Origin of the sequence: Celerinatantimonas sediminis, assembly GCF_046054195.1 — a bacterium.
Taxonomy (GTDB): Bacteria; Pseudomonadota; Gammaproteobacteria; order Enterobacterales; family Celerinatantimonadaceae; genus Celerinatantimonas.
In genome coordinates this window covers 43,208-62,307 of the sequence record NZ_JBEQCS010000016.1, presented here as the reverse complement: position 1 = coordinate 62,307, position 19,100 = coordinate 43,208, and the positions used below count along the sequence as shown (strand labels likewise).

19 protein-coding genes and 1 other annotated feature are annotated in these 19,100 nt (G+C 44.5%); of the genes, 15 read left to right on the top strand and 4 right to left on the bottom strand.

The annotated features are described in order from the left end of the window. Position 1 precedes the first annotated feature (1 nt). A complete protein-coding gene (locus ABTQ23_RS16295; protein ID WP_408616806.1) occupies positions 2 to 841 on the bottom strand; it encodes a PHP domain-containing protein in 840 nt (279 codons plus the stop codon). Between the two features lie 105 nt (positions 842 to 946). After that, positions 947 to 1,050: a sequence feature (Trp leader region), on the top strand. Positions 1,051 to 1,074: 24 nt separating this feature from the next. Between ABTQ23_RS16295 and ABTQ23_RS16290 the strand changes: the two genes are divergently transcribed. From ABTQ23_RS16290 to ABTQ23_RS16255, 8 genes are all read left to right on the top strand, one after another. Further along, complete coding sequence (locus ABTQ23_RS16290; protein WP_408616805.1) at positions 1,075 to 2,655, top strand: anthranilate synthase component 1; 1,581 nt, start codon at positions 1,075 to 1,077, stop codon at positions 2,653 to 2,655. Next, on the top strand, positions 2,648 to 3,253 hold the full coding sequence (locus tag ABTQ23_RS16285) for an aminodeoxychorismate/anthranilate synthase component II (RefSeq protein ID WP_408616804.1): 606 nt from the start codon (positions 2,648 to 2,650) through the stop codon (positions 3,251 to 3,253). Before ABTQ23_RS16290 ends, ABTQ23_RS16285 begins: the two co-directional genes overlap by 8 nt. Next, on the top strand, positions 3,250 to 4,251 hold the full coding sequence (gene trpD / locus ABTQ23_RS16280) for an anthranilate phosphoribosyltransferase (RefSeq protein WP_408616803.1): 1,002 nt from the start codon (positions 3,250 to 3,252) through the stop codon (positions 4,249 to 4,251). Before ABTQ23_RS16285 ends, trpD begins: the two co-directional genes overlap by 4 nt. Next, on the top strand, positions 4,248 to 5,627 hold the full coding sequence (gene trpCF, locus ABTQ23_RS16275) for a bifunctional indole-3-glycerol-phosphate synthase TrpC/phosphoribosylanthranilate isomerase TrpF (protein WP_408616802.1): 1,380 nt from the start codon (positions 4,248 to 4,250) through the stop codon (positions 5,625 to 5,627). Before trpD ends, trpCF begins: the two co-directional genes overlap by 4 nt. 16 nt (positions 5,628 to 5,643) lie before the next feature. Next, the gene (gene trpB, locus ABTQ23_RS16270) at positions 5,644 to 6,837 is read left to right on the top strand and encodes a tryptophan synthase subunit beta (RefSeq protein WP_408616801.1); all 1,194 of its coding nucleotides are present in this window, start codon (positions 5,644 to 5,646) and stop codon (positions 6,835 to 6,837) included. Next, complete coding sequence (gene trpA, locus ABTQ23_RS16265) at positions 6,834 to 7,640, top strand: tryptophan synthase subunit alpha (protein WP_408616800.1); 807 nt, start codon at positions 6,834 to 6,836, stop codon at positions 7,638 to 7,640. Before trpB ends, trpA begins: the two co-directional genes overlap by 4 nt. A gap of 157 nt (positions 7,641 to 7,797) precedes the next feature. Further along, positions 7,798 to 8,349 (top strand): septation protein A, encoded by a 552-nt coding sequence (locus ABTQ23_RS16260; protein ID WP_408616799.1) that lies wholly within the window; start codon positions 7,798 to 7,800, stop codon positions 8,347 to 8,349. A gap of 2 nt (positions 8,350 to 8,351) precedes the next feature. Next, complete coding sequence (locus tag ABTQ23_RS16255; RefSeq protein ID WP_408616798.1) at positions 8,352 to 8,648, top strand: YciI family protein; 297 nt, start codon at positions 8,352 to 8,354, stop codon at positions 8,646 to 8,648. Positions 8,649 to 8,703: 55 nt separating this feature from the next. Here the strand turns inward: ABTQ23_RS16255 and ABTQ23_RS16250 are convergent, their stop codons facing one another. The 3 genes from ABTQ23_RS16250 to nrdD all read right to left on the bottom strand — a co-directional run bounded on the left by ABTQ23_RS16250 (position 8,704) and on the right by nrdD (position 12,187). Further along, on the bottom strand, positions 8,704 to 9,351 hold the full coding sequence (locus ABTQ23_RS16250; protein WP_408616797.1) for a glutathione S-transferase family protein: 648 nt from the start codon (positions 9,349 to 9,351) through the stop codon (positions 8,704 to 8,706). 215 nt (positions 9,352 to 9,566) lie between these two features. After that, entirely contained in the window at positions 9,567 to 10,058 is a 492-nt protein-coding gene (nrdG, locus tag ABTQ23_RS16245; RefSeq protein WP_408616796.1) for an anaerobic ribonucleoside-triphosphate reductase-activating protein, read from the bottom strand. Continuing rightward, the gene (gene nrdD / locus ABTQ23_RS16240; protein ID WP_408616795.1) at positions 10,058 to 12,187 is read right to left on the bottom strand and encodes an anaerobic ribonucleoside-triphosphate reductase; all 2,130 of its coding nucleotides are present in this window, start codon (positions 12,185 to 12,187) and stop codon (positions 10,058 to 10,060) included. Before nrdD ends, nrdG begins: the two co-directional genes overlap by 1 nt. Before the next feature lie 242 nt (positions 12,188 to 12,429). Between nrdD and rsxA the strand changes: the two genes are divergently transcribed. From rsxA to nth, 7 genes are read left to right on the top strand one after another with little or no spacing between them, the layout of a single operon-like run. Next, positions 12,430 to 13,011 (top strand): electron transport complex subunit RsxA, encoded by a 582-nt coding sequence (gene rsxA / locus ABTQ23_RS16235; RefSeq protein ID WP_408616794.1) that lies wholly within the window; start codon positions 12,430 to 12,432, stop codon positions 13,009 to 13,011. A gap of 2 nt (positions 13,012 to 13,013) precedes the next feature. Beyond that, positions 13,014 to 13,577, top strand: coding sequence for an electron transport complex subunit RsxB (rsxB, locus tag ABTQ23_RS16230; RefSeq protein WP_408616793.1), 564 nt, complete (start codon positions 13,014 to 13,016; stop codon positions 13,575 to 13,577). After that, positions 13,577 to 16,006: an electron transport complex subunit RsxC gene (rsxC, locus tag ABTQ23_RS16225; RefSeq protein WP_408616792.1), complete on the top strand. Its 2,430-nt coding sequence runs from the start codon at positions 13,577 to 13,579 to the stop codon at positions 16,004 to 16,006. The genes rsxB and rsxC overlap by 1 nt, the downstream gene beginning before the upstream one ends. Beyond that, positions 16,003 to 17,067, top strand: coding sequence for an electron transport complex subunit RsxD (gene rsxD, locus ABTQ23_RS16220; protein WP_408616791.1), 1,065 nt, complete (start codon positions 16,003 to 16,005; stop codon positions 17,065 to 17,067). Before rsxC ends, rsxD begins: the two co-directional genes overlap by 4 nt. After that, the gene (gene rsxG / locus ABTQ23_RS16215) at positions 17,060 to 17,695 is read left to right on the top strand and encodes an electron transport complex subunit RsxG (RefSeq protein ID WP_408616790.1); all 636 of its coding nucleotides are present in this window, start codon (positions 17,060 to 17,062) and stop codon (positions 17,693 to 17,695) included. Before rsxD ends, rsxG begins: the two co-directional genes overlap by 8 nt. Then, positions 17,692 to 18,396, top strand: coding sequence for an electron transport complex subunit E (locus ABTQ23_RS16210; RefSeq protein WP_408616789.1), 705 nt, complete (start codon positions 17,692 to 17,694; stop codon positions 18,394 to 18,396). The genes rsxG and ABTQ23_RS16210 overlap by 4 nt, the downstream gene beginning before the upstream one ends. Next, positions 18,393 to 19,028, top strand: a complete 636-nt coding sequence (gene nth, locus ABTQ23_RS16205) for an endonuclease III (protein ID WP_408616788.1) — start codon at positions 18,393 to 18,395, stop codon at positions 19,026 to 19,028. Before ABTQ23_RS16210 ends, nth begins: the two co-directional genes overlap by 4 nt. Positions 19,029 to 19,100: the final 72 nt, after the last annotated feature.

Sequence of the window (19,100 nt, the reverse complement as noted above, 5' to 3'; positions counted from 1 at the left end):
CCTATTGTTGGAGTTCAATATTTGGCAGAATTTGCTGCCAAATGGGTAAAATATTATCTGGTAAAGCTAGGTATCGACCTAGCTCTCGCCAAGGCATCGGTTTATGAAAATCAGAACCAACCGATGCTAGTAACTGGTGTTCATTGGCAAGCGACACAAGCCAGCGCTGGTGATCAGGCTTAAGCTGAGGCATACCTATTTCAATACCATCACCGCCTGCGAGCGCAAACTCAGCGACTAAACGACGCAGCCATTTATTCGAAAGCTGGTAACTCAAAGGATGAGCCAATACTGCGACACCGCCAGCATGATGAAGTAATTCAACCGCTTGCTCAATACTCATCCACGGACTTGGTACATAACCCGGTTTGCCACGGGTCATATATTTATTAAAGACCTTAACAAACGAGTCCTCCACACCCCGGTCAATTAAAACCTGAGCAATGTGTGCCCGTGTGATTGCGCCCCCATTTGCAAGCGCTGCTGCATCTTGATACACCGGATCAAGACCTCGTTTACATAGCCGGTCGCTAATTTCTTGTGCTCGCCAATTACGCGTTTCTCGCTGCGCTTTTAGTGCATTTTGCAATGGTTGATCATTTAGATCAAATCCAAGCCCAACAATGTGTATATCAAAACTCTGCCAGGTTGTTGAAATTTCGACGCCATTAATGATTTCAACTCGGCTAGCAAGCTCTCGCGCAGGCGTCAGCGCAGCAGTTGTATCATGATCAGTGATAGCCAGATAATCAATTTGCATATTTTCAGCGCGTAATATCAACTCTTGAGGATTCAGTGCGCCATCTGAGGCTACGGTATGGCAATGCAAATCAATTTTCATAAATCTCCACAAATTTTTTCTTGACTTTCTTAGGCAATTTCCGTTTTACTAATGCTATCAAATTGTACGAGGTTAATCATGACAACAATTCAAATCATCAACACAAAAGATTGGTGGTGGCACTCTCCATTTAGGCGGGTGTGATTTGTCATGCATAATTAACAAGCAATCAAATTCATAAAGCCCGCATCCAATGCGGGCTTTTTTGTTATCTAGGCTAGGAGATAAAAATAATGACGGGGCAACAACCATCGTTGGTGAATATCATCGAACAAGTCAGTTATGTCGATGACCCACTAGCACTTTATGAGAGTTTTCAACAAAATAACCATGAAAGCATCTTACTTGAGTCAGCTGAAATCGACAGTAAGGCTGATTTGAAAAGCCTGTTGCTTCTCGATTGCTGTGTGAAGATAGTCTGCCACGATAGAGAGGTTCGCTTCACTGCCCTGTCGGATAACGGGAAACAGGTGATTCGAGTCTTAGAGCAACACTTTTTATCAACGCTTATCAAAGAATCCAACAACACCGACTTACTCTTGCATTTTCCGCTTCCAGACCCTCAATTAGATGAAGATTCTCGACTAAAAGCCCTCTCTCCTGTCAGCGCCCTTCGCGAACTTATTAATCTTTACGGCTCACAAGCAACACACCCAGAAGGTTTATATTTAGGCGGTGCATTTAGTTTTGATTTTATCGCAAGCTTTGAACAGCTCGATGAAGTAGCTCCGAGCGATAACACCCTGCCAGATTTTCAGTTCTACCTTGCCGAAACATTGTTAGTCATCGACCATCAACATAAAACCAGCGAATTAATCGGTAGCTTGTTTGGTGATCACCCTGAATTTCGTTTAACTCTAAATAGCCGCTTTGCTCAAGTTCGCCAAGCGTGCCAAGATGTCCAACCGATTATTCATAACTACGACCAACCTTATACCAGTAAAGTCACCAGCGATTTAAGTGATGAACAGTACGCAACGATGGTCGAGCAGCTCAAAGAGTCCATCATCAATGGTGATATTTTTCAGGTTGTCCCATCGCGCAGCTTTTATTTAGATTGCCCAGATATTTTGGGTGCATATCGCCAGCTTAAACAAACCAACCCTAGCCCATATATGTTCTATATGCAGGATCCTGAGTTTGTCGTGTTTGGCGCATCGCCAGAGAGCGCGATTAAATACAGCGCGCAAAGCCGAGATGTTGAAATTTATCCCATTGCGGGGACTCGCCCACGCGGACGCAACGCCGATGGTTCAGTCAATCTAGATTTAGACGGCCGATTAGAGCTTGATTTGCGCATGGATAAAAAAGAGCTGGCTGAACATCTAATGCTGGTTGATTTGGCCCGTAATGATGTTGCACGAATCAGTGAGCCAGGTACTCGCCATGTTGCCAATCTTCTTAAAGTTGACCGTTACAGCCATGTCATGCATCTAGTTTCTCGCGTAGTCGGTACATTGCGTAGCGATTTAGACGCTCTGCACGCCTATCAGGCGAGCATGAATATGGGAACCTTAACGGGGGCCCCCAAAATTAGCGCAGCACAATTACTGCGTCGTCAGGAAGGCAAACGTCGTGGCAGCTACGGTGGTGCGGTTGGATACCTCTCCGGGGATGGCAGCATGGACACCTGCATTGTGATTCGCTCAGCATTTGTCAAAGATGGCGTTGCGCAAATCCAAGCTGGTGCAGGCGTTGTATTTGACTCTGTTCCTCTAAGTGAAGCAAATGAAACTCGCACCAAAGCGGCAGCGGTACTTAATGCGATTGCCCGCGCACATGGCTCAACTTTAGCGGAGGTTTCCCGTGGCTAAAACTATTTTTTTACTCGATAACTTTGATTCGTTCACCTACAACCTTGTGGATCAATTTCGCTCAATGGGCTATCCGGTCAAAATTTATCGTAACAATCTAAGTGCGCAGCTAATTAAACAGCAACTTGATAACAGTGAAGACCCCGTACTAGTGCTCTCGCCTGGCCCAGGGAATCCGCAACAAGCCGGATGCTTATTAGAACTCATTGGCTTGTGTAAAGGCCAAATCCCGATGCTCGGTATCTGTTTAGGCCAGCAAGCGTTAGTTGAATATTATGGTGGCCATATTGGTCGGGCAACACAGACCGTTCACGGCAAAGCATCGGCAATTGAGCATGATGGCAAACGGATGTTTCGCTCATTTGAAAATCCTTTTCCAGTTGCTCGTTATCATTCGTTGGTTGCAACCAATGTACCCGATTCACTAGAAGTTTGCGCCAGTTTTGAGAAAATGCCGATGGCGGTTCTTAATGAACAAGACCGAGTCGTCGGATATCAATTTCACCCAGAATCAATTCTCACCAGTCAGGGAGAAAAACTACTTCAACAAACGCTTGACTGGCTCACCAACGGCTCACAGGAGGACAATGCCGCATGAAAGAATTAGAACTGTTATATCAAGGAAAAGACTTAACGCTCGAACAGAGTCAGCAGATTTTTTCACAAATCGTCACCGGAGCAATGAACCCGATTGTCATGGGCTCACTTTTAACAGCGCTTAAAATTAAAGGTGAAACGCCACAAGAAATCGCTGGCGCAGCGCAGGCTTTATTAGATAATGCGGCAGATTTTCCTACCCCTGATTATGAATTTGCTGACATCGTGGGTACCGGCGGTGATGGCTATAACACCATTAATATCTCGACAACCTCAGCATTTGTTGCAGCAAGCTTAGGGGTTAAAGTTGCCAAACACGGTAACCGCGGCGTTTCTAGCAAATCGGGCTCATCCGATCTGCTTCAAGCCTTAGGCATTAATATCGAGATGAGCCCAGAAAAAGCGCGCGAATGCTTAGATGAGTTAGGTGTCTGCTTTTTATACGCCCCACAATATCATCAAGGGATCCGCCATGCGATGCCAGTACGTAAAGCTCTTGCAACTCGCACGTTGTTTAATGTGTTAGGCCCACTTATTAATCCAGCACATCCAACCATGGAAGTGATGGGCGTTTATGACAAATCGCTATTAAAACCAATTGCCGAAACATTCCAGCAAATGGGCATGAAAAAAGTAATGGTGATATACGGCGCAGGGCTTGATGAAGCAGCCGTACACGGACCAACCGATGTTGCAGAGGTTAACGGCAATAACATCGAGTATTATCAGCTTAACCCAGAGGACTTCGGCGTAGATAAAGCTACCATTGAGGAACTTGAAGGTGGCACGCCAGAAGAAAATCGTCAAATAAGCGAACAACTCTTGCAAGGTCAGGGAAAACCTGCGCATCTTAATGCGGTTGCAGCCAATGTTGCCCTGCTCTTAAAACTTGCCGGAAAAGTTGCTAATGTGCACGAAGGTGTGGAACTGGCTCTTAGTGAAATGCGCTCTGGCCGACCACTGCAACTGGTTCATAAACTTGCGGAGAAAAGTCAGTGATTATCCGAGAAACCGACACGGTTTTAGATAAAATCGTAGCCGATAAGATCAAATGGGTTGAGCAGCGAAAGAGCGCTCAACCGTTAGAGAGCTTTAAAGATAAACTCAGTTTAAGTGAACGCAGTTTTATCAAAGCACTCTCGCAGACTGACACACAGTTTATTTTAGAGTGCAAAAAAGCATCGCCTTCAAAAGGCCAGATCCGTGACGAATTTGATTTAGCAGCGATAGCTAGTGTTTATAACAATCACGCTGCGGCTATCTCAGTGCTTACCGATGAAAAGTATTTTCAGGGCAATCACGAGTTTTTACATATCGTTCGCGAAAATGCTCACCAGCCAGTGTTGTGTAAAGACTTTTTTATCGACCCATATCAAGTCTACCTGGCTCGTTATTATCAAGCCGATGTCATTTTATTAATGCTTTCGGTACTCGACGATGAGCTCTATCAGACACTCGCACAAACCGCTCGCTCGTTAGGGCTTGATTATCTAACTGAAGTAAGTAACCAAGAAGAGTTAGAGCGCGCGATTGCGTTAGATGCGCCAGTCATCGGGATTAACAACCGTGATTTACGTGATATGTCGATTGATTTAACACGTACTGAACGCTTAGCACCACAAATTCCATCAGATCGACTGATTGTTTCGGAATCAGGTATTTATACCAATGCCGATGTCCACCGCTTAAGCCATCTGGTGAATGCCTTTTTAGTCGGTAGTTCAATTATGGAACAGACTGATATTGAAATGGCCTGCCGGAGAATGATCTTAGGCGAAAATAAAGTATGTGGCTTAACTCGTCCAGCCGATGCACAGGCCGCTTTTGAGGCGGGCGCTGTGTTTGGTGGACTTATTTTTGTTGAGCGCTCACCACGCTATGTTGAGCTTGCTCAGGCCACAGCCATCTGCAATAGTGCGCCACTGCAATTTGTTGGAGTCTTTGCCGATACAGCCGTTGAAACTATTGCCACAATCGCAAAACAATTAAACCTGTTTGCAGTGCAGCTCCATGGCAGTGAAAGCAGTGATGACATTGCCAAACTTAGAGACCTATTGCCCCAGAGCACCCAAATTTGGAAAGCAGTTGGAGTCAGCAATAGTGCCCCCGAAATTCCAGCCAATGTTGATCGCGTATTATTTGATTCGCAAATTGCCGATCTGTGCGGCGGGACTGGCCAGACATTTGACTGGCAACTCGTCAAAGAGTTTCTGCCGCACGCAATGCTAGCTGGTGGACTTGGACCGAACAATGTTGAGCGGGCAGCCAAATTAGGCGCATTAGGATTAGATTTTAACTCTCAGTTAGAAAGTCATCCGGGAATCAAAGACCCTGCGCTGATTAAAGAAGTATTTACCCAATTGCGCCATTATTAGAATTAGAGAAAATATTATGAGTCAACTAGATCGTTATTTTGGTGAATTTGGCGGACAATATGTTCCGCAAATTTTACTACCAGCGCTTGATCAACTCGAGCAAGCTTTTATAGATGCTCGCAAGGACCCAGAATTTATCAGTGAATTTTCATCATTGCTGAACAATTATGCTGGCCGTCCTACACCTTTAACCTTATGCCAAAATTTAACAGCTGGGACCAACACCAAGCTTTATTTAAAACGCGAAGACCTGCTCCATGGCGGTGCTCATAAAACTAACCAAGTTTTAGGCCAAGCCCTGTTAACCAAACGCATGGGCAAAAAAGAGGTCATCGCCGAAACAGGTGCCGGTCAGCACGGTGTCGCAACAGCTTTAGCATGTGCCCTTTTTAACCTCAAATGCCGCATCTATATGGGCGCTAAAGATATGGAGCGCCAAGAACCAAACGTATTTAGAATGCGCTTAATGGGCGCAGAAGTTATTCCCGTGCACAGTGGCTCATCGACCTTAAAAGATGCTTGTAACGAAGCGCTTCGCGACTGGTCAGCCACTTATGAAACCAGCCACTATATGCTCGGCACAGCAGCTGGTCCACACCCATTCCCAACCATTGTTCGTGAATTTCAAAAAATGATTGGTGAAGAAGTTAAGCAGCAACTTAACGAACATGAAGGTCGTCTGCCGGATGCAGTTATCGCCTGTGTGGGTGGTGGTTCAAATGCAATTGGCTTGTTTGCCGATTTTATCCCTGATGAAAGTGTCAAACTGATTGGCGTCGAACCTGCGGGTAAAGGTATTGAAACCGGTCAGCATGGTGCACCACTGAAACATGGCCGAGAAGGTGTGTTCTTTGGGATGCGCTCATTGCTGATGCAAAGCGATGAAGGTCAGATTGAAGAGTCATATTCAATTTCAGCTGGACTTGATTTTCCATCGGTTGGTCCGCAGCATGCTTATCTAAATAGTATTGGCCGAGCAGATTATGTCTCAGTCACCGATGATGAAGCTCTGCACGCATTTGAAGAATTGTCTCGTCACGAAGGGATTATTCCAGCTCTTGAATCATCTCATGCGCTGGCATATGCACTTAAATTGATTAAACAAGATCCACAAAAAGAACAACTGTTAGTCGTAAATATCTCCGGTCGTGGTGACAAAGATATTTTCCAGGTTGCTGATATTTTCGCTCACCGGGAGGAATTTCAATGAGCCGCTACGATACTATGTTTGAACGCCTTGATGCCGCAAACCAAGGCGCATTCGTTCCTTTTGTAACATTGGGCGATCCAAACTTCGAACAGTCTTTGGCAATTGTTGATTCACTCATAGCAGGTGGTGCTGACGCACTGGAGCTGGGTTTTGCGTTCTCCGATCCAGTTGCTGATGGGCCAACTATTCAAAATGCGAACGTTCGAGCACTAGGTAATGGTTCTACGCCATCACGCTGCATTGAAATGCTACAAATCATTCGCCAACGTCACCCTGATATTCCAATGGGATTATTACTGTATGCAAACCTTGTCTACAGCACAGGAATTGATAATTTCTATCAAAAACTGGCAAACGCTGGCGTTGATTCGGTTCTAATTGCCGATGTGCCGACCTTGGAATCAGCGCCTTATCGAACAGCGGCTGAAAAATATGGCATTAAATCGATTTTTATTGCCCCACCAAACGCGGATGATGCAACGTTAAAAGAAGTTGCTCAATTAGGCTCCGGTTATACCTATTTGGTTAGCCGTGCGGGTGTGACAGGTACTGAAACCAAAGCAGGTAAACCAGTGCACCATCTGTTAGATGTGCTAAAAGCTGCCAATGCCCCGCGCACCTTATTAGGATTTGGTATTGCTGAACCAAGCCAAGTAAAAGCGGCTATTGCCGCTGGTGCTGCAGGCGCGATATCAGGCTCTGCCGTGGTTAAAATTATCGAGAATAATCTCGACTCACCAGAGACCATGTTAAGTGAACTTAAAACGTTCACCTCAAACATGAAAGCTGCAACAGCTAAATAACGATATTTAAGGCCCAGCAATGGGCCTTAGTTTTATGTGATAGCGCAGTTATCAGAGGTGCTTGTCAGTTGACCTTTTATGGTGACACGCTATGATGACAACAAGACGCATTGGTAATAATAAATTGTAGAATTATTACCCACACTTAGGTCCTGGTATGAAACAACTACTTGAATTCTTTCCGTTAATTGTCTTTTTTATCGTATATAAAATGTACGATATTTATATGGCAAGTGGCGCATTGATTGCAGCAACAGCAATTATGTTAGTCATCTATTACTGCGTATATAAACGGATTGAAAAAAGCCACTTAATCACCTTTTTAGCTGTTGTGGTTTTTGGTGGTCTGACGGTTGCTCTACATAATGATGTATTTATTAAGTGGAAAGTAACGGTTATCTACACCCTGTTTACCGTCATTTTATTGGTATCGCAATTTGGATTTAAAGCGCCTGTTGTTAAAAAGATGCTCGGCAAAGAAATCGTATTGCCTGAGAGAGTTTGGAACCGTATTAATCTAGCTTGGGCGGTCTTTTTCGCTATTTGTGCAATATCCAATCTTTATGTCGCGTTTTGGTTAAGCCAACAGATCTGGGTCGATTTTAAAGTCTTTGGTCTGTTCGGTGCTACGCTGTTATTCACCATTGGTACTGTCGTTTATATTTATCGCTATTTGCCCAAAGAGACAGCCGATCAAAATAAGGATTAATTATGTTCTATGTGATTTTCTCTGAAGATGTTGAGCAGAGCCTCGCGGCTCGACAAAGTGTTCGTCCAGCTCATTTAGCCCGTCTGCAGCTATTAAGAGATGAAGGTCGTCTGCTCACCGCAGGCCCAATGCCTGCAATTGATAGTCAAGATCCAGGTCCAAACGGATTTACCGGTTCAACCGTTATTGCTGAATTTGAATCACTTGAAAAAGCCAAAGAATGGGCCTCTCAAGACCCTTATGTTGAAGCAGGCGTTTATGCTTCAACTGTTGTAAAACCTTTTCTTCAAGTCTTCTAATCAAAAAGCCGATGAACATCTGCGTTCATCGGCTCATTGTTCGCTTCGTTTGTGATTAATATTTTTGTTTAGCACGCTGATAAGCAGGCAAGCGCTCTACCCGCTCTAAATAATTTTGGGTTTGTGGATAATTGTTCAAATCGCCTAATAGCGATTTTGCTAACAATAGCGAAGTCGCCATTTGAATGTCTGCCCCACTCAAATCATGTCCGGCAAACCAGCCTCTATCTTGTAAATGCGCTTCAATCATCGCCAGCTGCGGTTCCAATCTGGGCTGAGTAAAATTACTATTTATCGCAGACATAACTTTGCGCACGATAGGACGCACAAAAAATGGCATTGGAGCTTGTTCAACTTTGTTTAATACGAGCTTCATCACCAATAAAGGCATAAGAGAGCCTTCGGCAAAATGTAGCCAGTAGCGATATTCTAATAATGCTTCAGGTTGTGTTGGGCGCATTTTGCCATCACCGTATCGGTCGATGAGATACTCAATAATGGCGCCCGATTCGGCAATAGTAATCTCACCATCGGTGATAACAGGAGATTTACCGAGCGGATGCACCTGTTTTAATGCCTCGGGCGCTGCCTGTGTTTTTGGATCGCGCTGGTAATGAACAACCGTGTATTCGACCCCTAATTCTTCTAACAACCAGAGCACTCTAAACGAACGCGAATGTTCTAGATGGTGCACTCGGATCATATTGATCTCCTTAGTAATACCTCTTAACTTTCCCAATGATCAGGTCAAATATAAAACTGAACCATACGAGCTTAGATGATTGTTAATATATGTGCTTTTGGGCAATTTCACAGTACGTTTTACATTCCTTTAAGTTGATAATTTAATCGTTACTTTGAGGGCACAAAAAAGCCCCGGAAAAACCAGGGCTCAAGATTAGCTAAATTTGGGTGCTTTTAAGCGCTTTTTTGTTGCTTTAACCACTCATCAATATGAATGATCCGCTGATTACTGCTGCCCTGCCAAGGTAGCTGTGCCGACAACTTATCCTTTTCAAAGCGCCCATCAACCAACACATCGACCAATTCAACGAGCTGCCATTGGAGCTCAGTTAGCTGTTCGATCTCGTAGCCACTCCAGCACCAGATATCTTTTCCAGGACATTCACTGCGAACCCGTTTTACCAGCTCTAACACAGCCGGAACATTATTCGGATGCAGCGGGTCGCCGCCACTTAAGCTTAAGCCGCGCCTAGGAATATCGGTATCACTCAGATCATCGATAATCTGTTGTGACATAGCCTGAGTAAACGGCATACCCGAGTCAAAACTCCAAGTAGATTGGTTGTAGCAACCTTTACACTGATGAGTGCAGCCGGAAACAAACAACGTGCAACGAGTTCCCGGACCGTTCACCACATCAACTGGATAGTAGCGGCAATAATGCATTAGTAATGTTTCACCCGACGTTGAACTTCTTGCTGTTTACCATAGTTAAATGGTCGTGTATCTGGGCTGCCCAAATAACCACAGACTCGGCGAATCACCGATGCTTTAGCGCTATCGTGGTTGCCACATTGTGGGCATTCAAATCCTTTACTAGTTGGAGTAAATTCGCCTTTATAACCACATTCGTAACACTCATCTATGGGGGTGTTAGTGCCGTAATATGGCACATGGTCGTAACTATAATCCCAAACGTTTTCGAGCCCTTCAATGTTATGACGCATATTTGGATATTCGCCATAACAGATAAACCCACCGCTACTTAATGGAGGATAAGCTTCTTCAAACTGCAATTTTTGGTATGGATTTACTTTTTTCTCAACATCCAAGTGGAAACTATTGGTGTAATAACCTTTGTCGGTAACCCCTTCAACAACTCCAAATTCTTGGGTATCTAATTTACAGAATCGATTACAGAGGTTTTCACTCGGAGTGGCATACAAACTGAAGCCATAGCCAGTTTCTTGTTTCCACTGCTCGGTCGCATCATGCAGGCGTTTGACCATTGCAACGCCCTGAGCTCGAAGCTCTTCAGCATCAAAAATATGCTGATTCTGCCCATACAGCGCAATAATTGCTTCGTGTACACCGATATAACCAAGAGAAATTGACGCACGACCATTTTTAAATAGTTTTAACACTGATTCATCTGGGCCTAAGCGTTCACCACATGCGCCTTCCATATACAGAATTGGCGCAACACGTGCTTTGACATTTGCCAATCTATCGATACGAGTCATCAAGGCTTTAAAGCTAATCGCTAGACGCTGGTCTAAAATTTCATAGAATTTTTCAATACTGCCTTTTGCCTCTAGTGCAATACGTGGCAAGTTGATACTCACAACACCTAAGTTGTTACGACCATCATGTACCATTTCACCTGCTTCATTTTCATAGGGTGCTAAAAAGCTGCGGCATCCCATTGGAGTTTTAAATGAGCCAGTTACTTTCACGACTTGGTCATAGTTCAAAATATCTGGATACATCCGCTCAGTGGCACATTTCAAAGCGAGCTGTTTAATATCATAGTTAGGATCGCCTGGTTTACGGTTCACACCTTCACGAATGGCAAATACTAGTTTTGGAAAGACGGCTGTTTTTGCATTTTTGCCTAAACCGGCGATGCGGTTTTGCAAGATAGAACGTTGAATTAATCGAGACTGCCAAGAAGTGCCTAAGCCAAAACCGAGGGTGACAAATGGCGTCTGTCCATTGGCAGTATGCAATGTGTTAATTTCATATTCCAAAGACTGAAATGCGTCATAACATTCTTTTTCAATGCGCTCATCGGCATAAGCTCGTTGATCACTAATGCCCCATTGGCGAGCAACTTCTAAATGTTTTTCATACGAGCGAGTCACATAGGTACTTAAGATTTCGTCGATTCGATTAATCGTTGTGCCACCGTAGATATGAGATGCAACCTGAGCAATAATTTGCGCAGTTACGGCAGTGGCCGTTGAAATAGAACGAGGGGGTTCAATCTCCGCATTACCCATTTTAAAGCCTTTGGTTAACATGCCGTTCAAATCAATGAGCATGCAGTTAAACATTGGGAAAAAAGGCGAATAATCGAGATCGTGATAATGGATCTCGCCGCGTTCATGCGCCTGAACCACATCGCGAGGTAGAATGTACTTTTTAGCATAATGACGTGCTACAATCCCGGCCAACAAATCACGCTGAGTTGGAATCACTTTCGCGTCTTTGTTAGCATTTTCATTAAGGATATCAGCATCACTTTGTTCCATTAAACCGGTGATATCGCGGTTTAATTGACTATGACGGTCGCGAGCAACATCACGGTCATGACGGTATTCGATATAAGCCCTTGCCAGTTGACGATAAGGGCTTTGCATCAGTTGTTCTTCAACAGCTGATTGAATTTGTTGAATTTTAACAGTTGAGTCATCAGTAAAGCGTAAAGAGACGGCTTGAGCTACTGAACTTGCGAATTCATCGCTAACAGGTTCAGAAGCTTGACTGGCAGCTAAGACTGCCTGATAAATGCGTTTTGAATCAAAAGGAACACGACTTCCGTCGCGTTTTTCGACGATCGGTTGAAAATCCATCTTTCTTCACCATTTCAATATCTAGTCCCTTAATAGTACACAAAACACTACATATGGTGTCTATCGAAAAACTCTCCCGTTGATCTAGATCAGGAATTTATCAATTAAAGGCATTTTAGCGATTTCCCTACTGGACAGATTACTCAATAACCAACTATGTAAATCCCTATAGGTTTGGGTGTTGTTATGTCGGCGTTAAACAACGATAATAGTAAGTATTATGTGACATTATTTGCGAGCTCATGACGCACTATTTCTTACTTTTTGTGGCCACAGTTTTAGTCAATAATTTCGTGCTGGTAAAATTTCTGGGTCTCTGTCCTTTTATGGGCGTATCCGGAAAAGTTGAAACCGCAGCCGGAATGGCGATGGCAACAACGTTCGTGCTCACTCTAGCTTCGTTGTGCTCATTTCTGGTGGATCACTACATATTGTTACCGTTAGGCCTGCTCTATTTAAGAACCATGGCATTCATTTTGGTAATCGCGGTCGTTGTGCAATTTACTGAAATGTTCGTCAAAAAGACCAGCCCAACGCTTTATCGATTATTAGGTATTTATCTGCCTCTCATTACGACAAACTGTGCGGTTTTAGGTGTGGCTTTAATCAACGTCAACGCAAACCATGATTTTATCACTTCAGTTTTATATGGATTTAGTGCAGCGGTTGGTTTTTCTCTGGTTTTAATTTTATTTTCAGCAATTCGCGAGCGCTTAGCTCTGGCTGATACACCCGCTCCGTTTAAAGGTGCATCGGTAGCGATGATTACAGCAGGAATGATGTCGCTGGCATTTCTCGGCTTTACCGGACTTATCAAATTATAATTATGATGACTATTTTATATGCAGCACTTGCTTTATTGCTGCTAGGTTTAATTTTTGGAGCAATTTTAGGTTACGCCTCGATTCGCTTTAAAGTCGAAGGTAACCCTTTGGCTGATCAGGTAGATCAAATTCTACCACAAACTCAGTGTGGTCAATGTGGCTATCCAGGGTGCCGCCCTTATGCCGAAGCAATCGCCAATGGCGATGCCATTAACAAATGCCCTCCAGGCGGCGAAGTTACAATTAAAAAACTTGCTGATTTATTAGGCGTGGAACCGCCTTTAGAGAATTCCGATCACGTTATCGATCACGAAAAGAAAGTCGCTTTTATTCACGAAGATGCCTGTATTGGTTGCACGAAATGCATTCAAGCCTGCCCAGTTGACGCCATCGTTGGCAGTACGCGCCATATGCATACGATTATTGCCAGTGAATGCACTGGTTGCGAGCTCTGCGTTGCGCCCTGCCCAACCGATTGCATTGAAATGAAACCATTGATTCAATCCACGCGAAATTGGGATTGGAAACTTAACAGTATCCCTGTAGTTGAAGTAGAGAGCCGTTGATGACGTTAAAAAATCTACAAGCGATTCGTGAAGGCAAATTGTGGTCGTTTCAAGGTGGCGTGCATCCTAAAACACACAAAAATAAAATCAGTACAGCTTATCCGGCTCAATTTGAACATAACGGTCAATACATTATTCATCCACACCAACATATAGGTGAGGATGGTGAACTGAGCGTTAAAATCGGTGACAGAGTGCTCGCCGGGCAACCGTTAACGCACAGTTATATGTACTCCGCTCCGCCAGTTCACGCGCCAACATCAGGAACTATCGTTGCTATTGAAAAGCGGCCGACCAACCACCCTTCAGCTATCGCAGAGACAGCCATTATCCTGCAAAGTGATGGCAAAGATGAGTGGTATAAACTCGAACCCGTAAAAGATACCAGTGATCGCACAGCGCTCGTTAATGCGGTGCATCAAGCTGGTATTTGTGGCATGGGTGGCGCAGGATTTCCGACCGCGATTAAAATCGCCTCTAGGCAAAAAACCGATTTGTTAATTATTAATGGCGCCGAGTGTGAACCTTATATCAGCGCCGATGATACATTGATGCAGCATTATGCAGATGAGCTCAAACAAGGTATCGCATGGGTCCAACAAATCACCAACCCAGAATTAACTATCGTCGCCATCGAAGATGATAAACCCAAAGCGATAGCTGCAATGCAACAGGTAGCGGGTGAGCAATTTATGGTGCGTGCAATTCCGGCTAAATATCCATCTGGTGGTAAAAAGCAGCTTACGGAAATATTAACCGGGCAAGAAGTTCCAGCAGGTGGGCTTTCAGCTGATTTGGGTGTATTAATGCTCAATGTTGGGACTGTTTACGCCATTCACCGCGCCATTGATTTTGGCGAGCCATTAATGCGCCGAATCGTAACCTTAGCAGGTAAAGGCATAAAAAAACCCAAAAATATGTGGGTTAATATCGGTACACCTATTGAAGCGTTAATAGCGGATAAACAGGTTAAACATCCACGCTTAATCATTGGTGGGCCAATGATGGGATACACTCTGCCCGAGCCATCCATCCCGGTGATAAAAACGACTAACTGCGTGCTGTACGGCAATGAGCGCGAATTTGGCAAACCGTCTGATGAACGCCCATGTATCCGCTGCGGTGAATGTGCCAGCGCCTGTCCAATCAATTTATTGCCGCAGCAGCTCTATTGGTTTATTCAAGGCGATGAGCTTGATAAAGCGGAGCAATATCATTTAAAAGACTGCATTGAATGCGGTGCATGTGCTTATGTTTGTCCAAGTGATATTCCACTTGTCCAATACTATCGCCAAGGTAAAGCGAAAATCAGATCTCAGCATCAGTTAGAAATAGATGCCGAACATGCACGCCAGCGAACAGAGCGGCGCAATCAGCGATTAGAGCGCGAAAAACAAGAACGTGAAAATCGCCATAAAGAAGCATTAGCCGCTCGCACGGCATCACAAAGTGATGAAAATTCTGATGCAATAGCAGCAGCCATTGCTCGTGTAAAAGCCAAACAACAAAATCAGAATTCTGAGCCTAAAACAGCCAATTCAAGCAGTGAGCGAAAATCGGCGGTAAATGCGGCAGTTGAACGGGCGAAAGCGAAAAAAGCCGAGCAGCAAGCGCAAACTGAACAATCATCGGCTCAGCCAAAAGCGAGCGACGAGGATCCACGAAAAGCTGCCGTTGCCGCCGCTGTTGCTCAAGCTAAAGCAAAAAAAGCTGAGCAACAGGCACAAACTGAGCAATCATCGGCTCAGCCAGCGGCGAGCGATAAAGATCCGCGAAAAGGCGCCATTGCCGCCGCTGTCGCGCGGGCTAAAGCGAAAAAAGCTGAGCAACAAGCACAAACTGAACAACCATCGGCTCAGCCAGCGGCGAGCGATAAGGATCCGCGAAAAGCTGCTGTTGCCGCCGCAGTCGCTCGAGCTAAAGCGAAAAAAGCTGAGCAACAGGCGCAAACTGAACAATCATCGTCGCAGCCGACAGCTAGCGACGAGGATCCACGAAAAGCTGCTGTTGCCGCAGCTGTTGCTCGAGCTAAAGCAAAAAAAACTGAACAACAGACGCAAACTGAGCAATCATCGGCTCAGCCGACAGCTAGCGACGAGGATCCACGAAAAGCTGCCGTTGCCGCAGCTGTTGCTCGAGCTAAAGCAAAAAAAGCTGAGCAACAGGCACAAACTGAACAACCGTCGGCTCAGCCAGCGGAAAGTGACAAAGATCCGCGAAAAGCTGCTGTTGCCGCAGCTGTTGCTCGAGCTAAAGCGAAAAAAGCTGAGCAACAAGCGCACACTGAGCAATCATCGGCTCAGCCAAAAACAAGCGACGAGGATCCGCGAAAAGCCGCTATTGCCGCCGCAGTCGCTAAAGCAAAGGCGAAAAAGCTAGCAGCACAAAAATCATCTAACAATGTGAACGAGGAATCATCAGACTCATGAAATTGGCTATCCTCAGCTCGCCGTTTAAGCGCCAAACGCAGTCAACCCGTGCTATCATGGCGCAGGTTGCTCTTGGCTGTTTACCAGGGATCGTAGCGCAGTACTATTTCTTCGGCATTGGTCATATCATTCAGATCCTGTTATGCCTTGTAACTGCCTGGCTTTGTGAAGCACTTGTGCTTATTTTACGCAAGCGCCCAGTTTTTCACATTCTTAGTGACAATAGCGCGTTAGTTACCGCCATCTTATTGGGTATCTCGATTCCGGGATATGCGCCATGGTGGGTTGCCGTGTTAGGTACTGTGTTCGCTATCGTATTGGCAAAACACATATATGGTGGCCTAGGACAGAATATATTTAATCCAGCAATGGCCGCCTATGTCTTTTTGCTCATTTCCTTTCCTGTTGCGATGACAGGTTGGATTTTGCCCCACTCTTTGTTGCAAGTTCCATTTAGCTTAAGTGACGGTATTCATCTAATTTTTAGTGGATTTACGATCGATGGTTTTAGCCTCCATCAGCTTGCGCATGCCGATGCAGTAAGTCAGGCAACGCCATTAAATGCTATTCGTACTGGACTTACGATTAATCAAACGCCACAAGCGGCGATGACTTCGCCACTATTTAACTCGATTGGGAGTATCGCGTGGGGGCCCATTAATATCGCCTTTTTAATCGGCGGACTATTTTTAATGATTCGACGCATTGTCCGCTGGCATATTCCTGTCGCATTTCTTGTCACTCTTGGGTTATTTGCTCTGATTGGTCACCTGCTAGATCCGAGCAAAATAGCATCGCCCACCATAGAATTGCTTTCAGGTGCATCTATGTTTGGAGCCTTTTTCATCCTGACCGACCCTGTCACCGCATCAACGACCAATCGAGGCCGCATTATCTATGCAGCATTAGCGGCAATTTTGGTCTTTGTGATTCGTCACTATGGCGGTTATCCCGATGGTGTGGCATTTGCTGTTTTAATTGCAAATATGTGCGTTCCGCTCATCGATCATTTTACCCAACCTCGCGTTTATGGATACAAAGGAAAATCATCACATGAGTAATCCAGTTGTCAAAAATGCGATTCTCTTAGCCCTGTTCGCGCTTATCTGTACACTATTTGTCGTGCTGACCAATCAACTTACGGGGCCACAAATTATTGCTCAACAGCAGCAAAAGTTGAGCCGGTCTCTTAAGCAAGTATTGCCAAGCCAATACGTCAACCAAGATTTACTCAAAAGTTGCCGAGAAATTCGTTATCCTAACTATCTGGGTAATAACAATTGGCACAAAGTCTGGATAGCTAAACAAGGCCAAACGGTTAAAGGTATCGCTTACCAAACTACCGCCCCAGATGGCTATAACGGTGCGATTCGTCTACTTGTTGGGGTAATGGCTAATGGCCAAATCTATGGGGTTCGAGTGATTAGTGAAAATGAAACTCCCGGCTTAGGCGATCAAATTGAACTGCGTAAATCGAACTGGATCTTATCTTTTGCCCATAAAAAATTGTTAAGTGCTGATGATAAACGCTGGGCGGTTAAAAAAGATGGGGGTATGTTTGACCAATTTACCGGTGCAACAATTACCCCGAGAGCCGTTGTTAAAGCAGTTAAACATACGCTAGAGCTCAATCAGCTTAAGTTTGATGAAATTATTACCAGCCAACGACATTGTGGAGATAACTCATGAGTGAATATCGCGAAATAGCGCTTCAGGGGTTATGGAAAAATAACCCTGCATTGGTGCAACGTTTAGGGCTTTGCCCGATGTTAGCGGTAACCGCAACAGTGACCAACGCGCTTGGCCTGGGGGTTGCGACAATGGCCGTATTAGTGGCATCCAATACTTTAATCTCACTAATTAGACGTTGGGTTCCTAATGAAATTCGAATTCCTGTATTTGTAACCATTATTGCCAGTTTAGTAACCTGTGTGCAGCTTTTAATGAATGCCTACACATACAATTTGTATCTAAACTTGGGCATTTTCATTCCGCTAATTGTCACCAACTGTATTATTATTGGCCGTGCTGAATCGTTTGCGGCTAAAAATAGTGCCCCAGCCGCTGCCTTTGACGGCCTGATGATGGGACTTGGATTTACCGCTATCTTATTAATTCTTGGCGGCGCGAGAGAAATTATTGGTAACGGTACGCTATTTGATGGTGCTAATTTATTGCTTGGAGACTGGGCAAACTCGCTAAGAATTGAAGTATTTCACTTTAATCAACATATGTTGCTGGCCATTTTGCCACCTGGAGCATTCATCGGTTTAGGCTTATTAATTGCGTTAAAATATGTCATTGATCAACGTCTTAAAGCCCGAGAACAAAAACGAATTGCTCAGCAAAATTCTCAAGTTCAATCAGCTAATGAAGTATCTGCCTCATGAATAACGAAAAACGCCGGGAGATTTTAACCCGGCTGCGCGATGCAAACCCAAAACCAACCACTGAACTTAACTATCAGAGCCCATTTGAACTACTTATCGCGGTGATGCTTTCAGCACAAGCAACCGATGTATCAGTTAACAAAGCAACTGCGAAGCTCTATCCAGTCGCTAATACCCCCGAATCAATTTATGCATTGGGTGTCGATGGATTAAAACCATATATTCGCACCATTGGTTTATACAATGCAAAAGCCGAAAACATCATAAAAACGTGCCATATTTTAATCGAACAGCATCATAGTGAAGTTCCTGAAGATAGAGCAGCACTTGAAGCACTCCCCGGCGTTGGTAGAAAAACAGCAAATGTTGTGCTTAATACTGCATTTGGTTGGCCAACTATCGCGGTCGATACACATATTTTTCGAGTGTGTAATCGCACCAGATTTGCGATCGGGAAAAACGTGAATCAAGTAGAAGAAAAGCTGCTTAAAGTTGTTCCAAGTGAATTTAAAGTGGATGTCCACCATTGGTTAATTTTGCAAGGTCGTTATACCTGCATTGCCCGAAAACCCCGCTGCGGCTCATGTTTAATTGAAGATTTGTGTGAGTATAAAGAAAAAACGAGTGATTAAATGTGAAAGAGGTCATTAACCTCTTTCACATTTAAATACACTCAAAAGCATCACCCCATTAGGGGTTAAATA